The 1212-nt window shown below is 66.7% G+C and carries 1 protein-coding gene; it reads left to right on the top strand.

From position 1 onward, the window contains the following. Positions 1-284 precede the first annotated feature (284 nt). Complete coding sequence (locus ACWD68_RS41920; protein WP_451811724.1) at positions 285-1049, top strand: hypothetical protein; 765 nt, start codon at positions 285-287, stop codon at positions 1047-1049. The last annotated feature ends 163 nt before the right edge of the window (positions 1050-1212 follow it).

Raw genomic sequence — 1212 nt, 5'->3', positions numbered from 1 at the left:
ACGGCCGCCTTACCGCCGGACGAGTGTGAGCCGATCAGCCCACCGAAGAACCTGTAGGCCAAGCAGACGAACCACACCTGATTCCTGATAGACCCAGGACAGTGCCTAAGGGGTGCGTGCTTCGCCCGCCGCACCGCACCGACCTCTCCGCCTCGCGGGAGGCGGGGATTGTCTGATGCCCCATTGTGATTCGCGGGTGTACAACCCCGTGTGGATGCCGGCTGTCTGTAAGTCGCTGGAGGGATGAGCCTTCGGTGCCATTCGTTAAGGAGATTGGGGATCAGGTGGGGAAGCAGGTCTGGAGAGTCGTCGTGGCCGGTGGTGCGGCGGCGGTGTTCACGGCCGTGGCCGCGGTGCCGGCCGGGGCGGCCGAGGGTGGGGTCTCGTTCACCCGTGTCCAGGTGAACGGCGGCAAGCCGATTGTGATCGGGGTGTCGAAGGAGGTCGGGGTGCCCGCCTCCTTCCGGATGGCGACCACGCACAAGTGGAAGTGGCCAGCGGTGTTCCTGTACCGCGGTGGTGCGGGTGATCGGCTGTGGCACGCCATCGAGACGAGCGACTGCAACAAGGTGAGCTCGGGCGTCTGCGACTTCAACGAGACGATGTACTTCGACCCGAGCGTGTGGGACATGCGTAACAGCGAGGCCGGGGCCTGGAAGGTCGGGGCCGAGGTGTACTTCGAGGGCGGCGGTGGTGACACCGACGACAAGGGTCTGACGGTCCACGTCAAGCGCAACTCCCGCCTGACCGCCAACGCCTCGCCCGAACCGGTGTCCAAGGACAGGACCATCACCGTGACCGGAAAGGTCACGCGGGCCAACTGGGAGACCAGGAAGTACGCCTCCTACGGAGGCCGCCTGGTGAGCCTGCAGTTCAAGCCTTCCGGCACCGCCTCCTACACCACGGTGAAGAAGGTGTACGCGAACGGCTCGGGTGATCTCAGGACGACCGTGAAGGCCTCCAAGACGGGTACGTGGCGCTGGATGTACTACGGCAACACCACCACCGGGCCGTCGACGTCGTCCGGGGACAACGTCGTGGTGAACTGATGTCCGCGGTGCTGGCGGGCTGGTGGGGGCCGAGCCGGCGGTAACGGCTGCGACGGTCAAGGCGTCGGCAACGGTCAGGTCCTGCGCGCCAACGGCGGCATCGTCTGACCCCGGCCGCCCCGCCCGCCGTCCCGACAACCTCAGGAGCTCCGCCATGAGCGAC

The organism is Streptomyces sp. NPDC005141 (assembly GCF_053599975.1).
The sequence above is the reverse complement of the archived record's forward strand: the minus strand, read 5'-3'. Positions and strand labels throughout refer to the sequence as shown.